This window comes from Salidesulfovibrio brasiliensis JCM 12178, assembly GCF_001311825.1.
Lineage (GTDB): Bacteria > Desulfobacterota > Desulfovibrionia > Desulfovibrionales > Desulfovibrionaceae > Pseudodesulfovibrio > Pseudodesulfovibrio brasiliensis.
Map to the genome: position 1 here is coordinate 1 of NZ_BBCB01000130.1, position 5,671 is coordinate 5,671.

Annotated in this window: 5 protein-coding genes, 1 tRNA gene and 1 riboswitch; of the genes, 2 read left to right on the top strand and 4 right to left on the bottom strand. The window is 60.7% G+C overall.

The window, feature by feature from the left end:
- Positions 1-297: 297 nt before the first annotated feature.
- The 3 genes from JCM12178_RS16750 to JCM12178_RS16760 form a co-directional block, all read right to left on the bottom strand.
- Positions 298-374 (bottom strand) — tRNA-Pro (locus JCM12178_RS16750).
- A gap of 42 nt (positions 375-416) precedes the next feature.
- On the bottom strand, positions 417-1,433 hold the full coding sequence (gene amrS, locus JCM12178_RS16755) for an AmmeMemoRadiSam system radical SAM enzyme (protein WP_054653085.1): 1,017 nt from the start codon (positions 1,431-1,433) through the stop codon (positions 417-419).
- Between the two features lie 9 nt (positions 1,434-1,442).
- Positions 1,443-1,802, bottom strand: coding sequence for a hypothetical protein (locus JCM12178_RS16760; protein WP_054653092.1), 360 nt, complete (start codon positions 1,800-1,802; stop codon positions 1,443-1,445).
- Positions 1,803-1,985: 183 nt separating this feature from the next.
- Between JCM12178_RS16760 and purM the strand changes: the two genes are divergently transcribed.
- Both purM and JCM12178_RS16770 read left to right on the top strand, forming a co-directional pair.
- A complete protein-coding gene (purM, locus tag JCM12178_RS16765; RefSeq protein ID WP_054653087.1) occupies positions 1,986-3,047 on the top strand; it encodes a phosphoribosylformylglycinamidine cyclo-ligase in 1,062 nt (353 codons plus the stop codon).
- 12 nt (positions 3,048-3,059) lie between these two features.
- A complete protein-coding gene (locus JCM12178_RS16770; RefSeq protein ID WP_054653089.1) occupies positions 3,060-3,941 on the top strand; it encodes a mechanosensitive ion channel family protein in 882 nt (293 codons plus the stop codon).
- A 54-nt stretch (positions 3,942-3,995) separates the two neighbouring features.
- On the opposite strand, the gene thiC is transcribed toward JCM12178_RS16770, so the two are convergent.
- On the bottom strand, positions 3,996-5,282 hold the full coding sequence (gene thiC, locus JCM12178_RS16775; protein ID WP_054653091.1) for a phosphomethylpyrimidine synthase ThiC: 1,287 nt from the start codon (positions 5,280-5,282) through the stop codon (positions 3,996-3,998).
- An 89-nt stretch (positions 5,283-5,371) separates the two neighbouring features.
- A riboswitch (TPP riboswitch) is annotated at positions 5,372-5,473 on the bottom strand.
- Between the last annotated feature and the right edge of the window lie 198 nt (positions 5,474-5,671).

A 5,671-nucleotide genomic window follows, 5' to 3' on the forward strand; every position in this document is an offset into this window, starting at 1 on the left:
GACGCAAGCAGAGTCGGCCCGCTTGTGGGCCGAAACCCACAACAAAACGGGTTCCGCTTCCCGCCCCTCCCGCCGGAAGGCGGGCCCCGCACCCAAAAATGTCAGGAAACACAAAAGTATCCCACCCCCGTCCCGTCGAAGGCGGGCAACCCCAAAAAAACCATACAGCCCGCGCACAGCGTCCCATATACTCTGCACCACCTCACCCACAAAGGTCCTCGTTATGCAGAATGGCTTGTCCTTTTACGACAAAGAAAAAGCGACTTCAGGCATCAACCTGAAGTCGCTATACTTTCATGGTCGGGGCGGAGAGATTTGAACTCCCGGCATCCAGTTCCCAAAACTGGCGCGCTACCAAACTGCGCCACGCCCCGAGCGGACGTTGTTCCTACTTGAAATGCGCGAGGAGCGCAAGCCTAGCCGAGGTCCACACCGGATATTTTGCGCCCGCATGCGGCACAGCAGCCATTGGCCAATGCAGAGAAAGACAGCCCGAAGCCCGCGCGGTCCAGAACAAGTTCTCCGCAGGCAGGGCAGTGGGTCTTTGTATAGTCATGTCCCGGCACGTTGCCTATGTAGATGTATTCCAACCCAGCCTCGCGGCCGAAGCGGACCGCAGTCTCAAGGCTCGAGACCGACGTCATCGCCACGTCGCGCATCCTGTGTTGCGGGTGGAAACGGGAAAGATGCCATGGCGTGTCGGTGCCGAGTTCATTGGCGATGAATTTTGCCAGCTCGCGCAGCTCGTCCGGGTCGTCGTTCTTGCCGGGGATGAGCAATGTGGTCACTTCCAGCCACCAGCCCATTTTCTTGATGGTCTTGAGATTTCGCAGCACGGGCTTAAGCTTGGCGCCTACTATGTCCCTGTAGAAGTTCTCGGAAAACGCCTTGAGGTCGATGTTGGCGGCGTCGATGAGGCCGTCCAGTTCCTTGAGGCATTCCGGGCTCTGAAAGCCGTTGGAAACCATGATATTGCCGAGACCTTCCTGATGCGCCAGCCGTGCGGTGTCCTGCATCAGCTCAAAGAATATCGTCGGCTCCGAATAGGTGTAGGAGATGCTTTGTGCGCCTTCACGTTTCGCGGCCTGCACCAGCGCCTCGGGCGTGACGGGGTCGCCCATCGGGTCCGCGCCTTCGCGGGGCGGCTGGGACAGGCTGGCGTTCTGGCAAAAAGTGCATGAAAAATTACACCCCTGTGTGGCGAACGATAAGGTCGAAGTGCCGGGCTTGTAGTGGTAGAGTGGTTTCTTTTCTACGGGATCAAGGCCGAGCGAGGCCACGCGATCGTAGACGAGCGTATAGAGCGTACCGTCGCGGTTCAGCCGCACGCCGCACAGTCCCCGGTTACCGGATTCGATAACGCAGAAATGCGAGCACACCCGACAGTGGACGCGCCCGTCCTCAAGCGGTTTCCAGAGCCTTGCTTCGATCATGAACGCCTCCTACCACTCCTTGGTCGTTGTCGTGGTGGTCTCGGTGTCCGTGGCGTTGTTGTAGGTTTTGGTCGTACTGCTCTCGGTGCCGTTCTCCGGCCACTTGGTGTCCGGGTTCACGGTGATGATGATCTTGTCGTACCAGTCCACGGGCTGTTTCTTGGGGCCGGTGTCCAGCCTGATCTGGCTGTCGCCGGTCTCCGGATCGGTGCCGAACTCGGTCGTTGAGTCCGTGTTGCTTTTCTGCGTCCCCCACGTGTAGTCGCGGCGGTCTTTCGCCGTGTCCTTGTTCGGGAACTTCTCTCCGGCCTGAGCCGTTGCCAGCGCCGCCAGCACGAGCGCCGCAGGCAGGATGTATCGTTTGCGCATGACGCCTCCCGCGAAGTCCTGTTCGCAATATGCATGATACGCCTTTTTCCGCACGAGACAACCCGGACGGAATCCCGACGCGTGAGAAAATCAATGCATGAAGCATACCCGCTCTTGCGAAGCGGGCGGCAAAACCCTATAACGCACCCAGCGAAATCAATCACCAAACGGAGAGCACGAGCTATGACCGACAGCGCCAAGCGCAGCGAAGCCTACACCGCGGCCGGAGTGGACATCGAAGCCGGGAACCGTTTTGTCAAACGGATCAAGGACATGGTCGCCAGTACCAACACGCCCGGCGTGCTGACCGGCATCGGCGGTTTCGGCGGCCTCTTCCGGCCGGACCTTCAGGGCATGGAAAGCCCGATCCTCGTGGCTGGAGCGGACGGCGTCGGCACCAAGCTCAAGCTCGCCTTCCAGTTCGACCGGCACGACACCGTGGGCATCGACCTCGTGGCCATGAGTGTCAACGATGTGCTCGTACAGGGCGCGACCCCGCTCTTTTTCCTCGACTACTTCGCCACCGGCAAGCTCGACTCCGGCGTGGCCGAACAGGTGGTGCAGGGCGTGACCGATGGCTGCAAGGAAGGCCAATGCGCGCTCCTCGGCGGCGAGACCGCAGAAATGCCCGGCTTCTATCCTGACGGTGAATACGACCTTTCCGGATTTGCCGTGGGCCTCGTGGACCAGCCCAAGCTCGTCACCGGCGAACGCATCCGTCCGGGCGACGTGCTCATCGGTCTGGCCTCCAGCGGCGCACACTCCAACGGCTACTCGCTTATCCGTAAACTCTTCGACCAGTCCGACCTCAAGCCGGACGACATATTCCCCGGCAACGGCAAGACCGTGGCCGAAGCCCTGCTCGAACCGACCCGCATCTACACCAAGCCCGTGCTCGAAGTGCTCGGCATGGCCGACGTCAAGGGCATGGTGCACGTCACCGGCGGCGGCTTCTACGACAACGTCCCGCGCGTTTTGCCCGAGGACACCCGCGCGGTCATCCAGTTCGGCTCATGGCCCATGCTTCCGCTCTTCGACTGGCTGCAAAAGCAAGGCGGTCTGTCATGGCCCGAGATGCTCCAGATATTCAACTGCGGCATCGGCTACATCTTTGCCGTGCCCGCAGACGAGGCCGACGGCATCATCGAGCACCTGAGCGGCATGGATGTTGACGCATGGCAGATTGGCGAAATCAAGGAAAAAGGCGAACACCTCGAGCAGGTGGAAGTCATCGGCTTCGGCTAATAGGCGGTCCGCGTGGACATCCAGACCTTTTTCTCTTCGCTCCAGCAGAGCCTCGGCGTGCATGGCACCACGCTGCCCCACTCCGTTGCCAAGATCGCGGCCACGGGTATCGTCGTGTTCTTCATCCTGCTGGTCAAGAAAGCGGTCATGCTTACCATCTCGCGCCTGACCACCGACCACCACAGGGTCACGGCCGCAGCGGGCTGGATCGGCCTGCTGGCCTACATGATCATCGGCCTCGCGGTCATCCGCATCTGGTTCGAGGGGCTGGACAACTTCCTGACCTTCCTCGGCATCATCGCCGTCGGTCTGACCATCGTCAGCAAGGAACTCATCCTCAATTTCGTGGCCTTTTGGGTCATCATCTGGCGCGACCTCTTCACCGTGGGCCAGCGGGTTCAGGTCGGCGACACCATCGGTGACGTGACCCGCAAGGGCATCCTGTATTTCTCGCTAATGGAAGTTGGCAACTGGGTGGAGGCAGAGCAGAGCACCGGGCGGCTGGTGCGCATCCCGAACGCGCTTGTGCTCACCCAGCCGGTTGTGAACTACACCAAGGGATTCCGTTACATCTGGAATGAGCTGACGGTAACAGTGGACCCGGAATCGAACTGGCGGCGCGCCCGCGAAATCATGACCGAGACCGCCACGACCTGCCTTGCGGAATCCGGCGACAAGCCCAAGCCGCCCAAGCCCGTGGGCGACGAGGAGTTCATCATCTTCCGCCGCCTGACGCCCAAGGTGTACCTTACCCTCACCAACACAGGCTACCGCCTGACCCTGCGCTATCTCTGCAGACCCCGCGAACGCCGCGACAGCGCCAACACGCTTCTGGAGCGCATTCTCGATTCCTTTGAACGCGAAGGCATCAAGGTCTCGTTCCAGAACTTCTAGCCGACCAGTATTTCAGAAAAAGGCCGCTCAATGAGCGGCCTTCTTCTTTTTCGGTTACTCTCCGGAAAGGTGTTCCTTCAACAGCTTCACCGCGCAGAACTTGCCGCACATGGTACAGACTTCCTCGTCCTCGGGGCTGCGGTTCTCGCGAATCTTTCGCGCCGTGGCCGGGTCGAGACAGAGCGAGTAGATGGCGTCCCAGTCCATGTCCGAACGCGCCTGCGCCATGGCCCGGTCGCGCTGGACCGCCTGCGGGTTGCCACGAGCGATGTCTGCGGCATGGGCGGCAATACGGGTGACGGCTACCCCCTCGTACACGTCGTCCGGTCCGGGCAGGGCAAGGTGTTCGCTCGGGGTAACGTAGCACAAAAAGTCCGCCCCGGCTTCGGCAGCGATGGCCCCGCCGATGGCACACGCCACATGGTCGCGCCCAGCGGCAACATCCGTCACCAGCGGCCCCAGCACATAAAACGGCGCATTGTGGCACAGCCGCTTCTGCAATTCCATGTTGGCCCGAATCTGGTTCATGGGCACATGGCCCGGCCCTTCGATGATAACCTGAACGCCCGCGTCCCAAGCCTGCTGCGTCTGCTCGCCCAGCGTAATTAGCTCATGAATCTGGGTGCGGTCCGTGGCGTCTGCCAGACAACCGGGACGGCAGGCGTCGCCAAGGCTCAAAGTTACGTCATATTCGTGCGCGATCTCAACGATCTTGTCGAAATTCTCATAAAGCGGATTCTCGGCCTTGTTGGCCACCATCCAGCAGGCGAGGAACGAACCGCCCCGGCTGACGATATCCAGCACGCGTCCTTCCTTTCGCATCCGCTCCAGAGCCCCGCGCGTCAGCCCCGTATGCAGGGTCATGAAGTCCACGCCCTCCCGAGCCTGCTCCTCCACCACGCGCAGGATGTCGTCGATGGTCAGGTCAACGATACCACGTCCGCCGGCGGTAATGTCCGTCGCTGCCTGATAGATGGGGACCGTGCCCAGCGGCACCGGGCAGTTCTCCAGAATCTGTCCGCGCAGGCTGCCAAGTTTCCCGGCGATCGACAGATCCATGATGGCATCCGCTCCCGCATCCAAGGCGGCCTTCAGTTTCAGCCGCTCCTGCTCCATGTCCTCATGGCCCGGGCTCGCGCCGATGTTGGCGTTTACCTTGACCTTCATCCCTTCGCCCACCCCGCGCAGTTCGGCCTTCTCGTGCAACGGGTTATGCGGAATACTGACGCGCCCGGCAGCCATGGACCGCCTCAGCGTTTCGGCGTCCACGCCTTCCTGTTCTGCGACAGTGGCCAGTTCCTCGGAAATCTTGCCCGAACGGGCAATGTCCAGTTGTGTCATTGGTTGCTCCCAATCTTTGAACGTCAAAAACTGGGCGGAAAAAAGGCAAAAAAAATTCCACCCGCAGGTGGAACGCTGAAGAGGCAATCTCTTGAGAAAATGCCGTTTCCTCCGCCGGTACTATCCGGTTCAGGTTCCAAGGGTTGCTTACAGTCAGCTCTCAGCCCGGAAGGGCACCCCTACGGTCGAGCGCAACCCTAGCAAGAGTTGATTCGGCAATCAATCGGTTTTCGGTTCCGGCGGCGGGAAACAGCACGTTTCATCATGATTCGGGTAGTGGCGCGGGCGGGCCGTTGGAACGGTGATCGGCAGCGTTACGTTGCCGCTGGGTTCGGTTCCGGGAGATTGCCCGCGGGCATGCCGATTCTTACAGGTTTCTTGATTTCTTT

Bases quoted from the DNA above. Each gene is read 5' to 3' on its own strand.
- amrS (WP_054653085.1), bottom strand. From the start codon at position 1,433: ATGATCGAAGCAAGGCTCTGGAAACCGCTTGAGGACGGGCGCGTCCAC.
- JCM12178_RS16760 (WP_054653092.1), bottom strand. From the start codon at position 1,802: ATGCGCAAACGATACATCCTGCCTGCGGCGCTCGTGCTGGCGGCGCTG.
- purM (WP_054653087.1), top strand. From the start codon at position 1,986: ATGACCGACAGCGCCAAGCGCAGCGAAGCCTACACCGCGGCCGGAGTG.
- thiC (WP_054653091.1), bottom strand. From the start codon at position 5,282: ATGACACAACTGGACATTGCCCGTTCGGGCAAGATTTCCGAGGAACTG.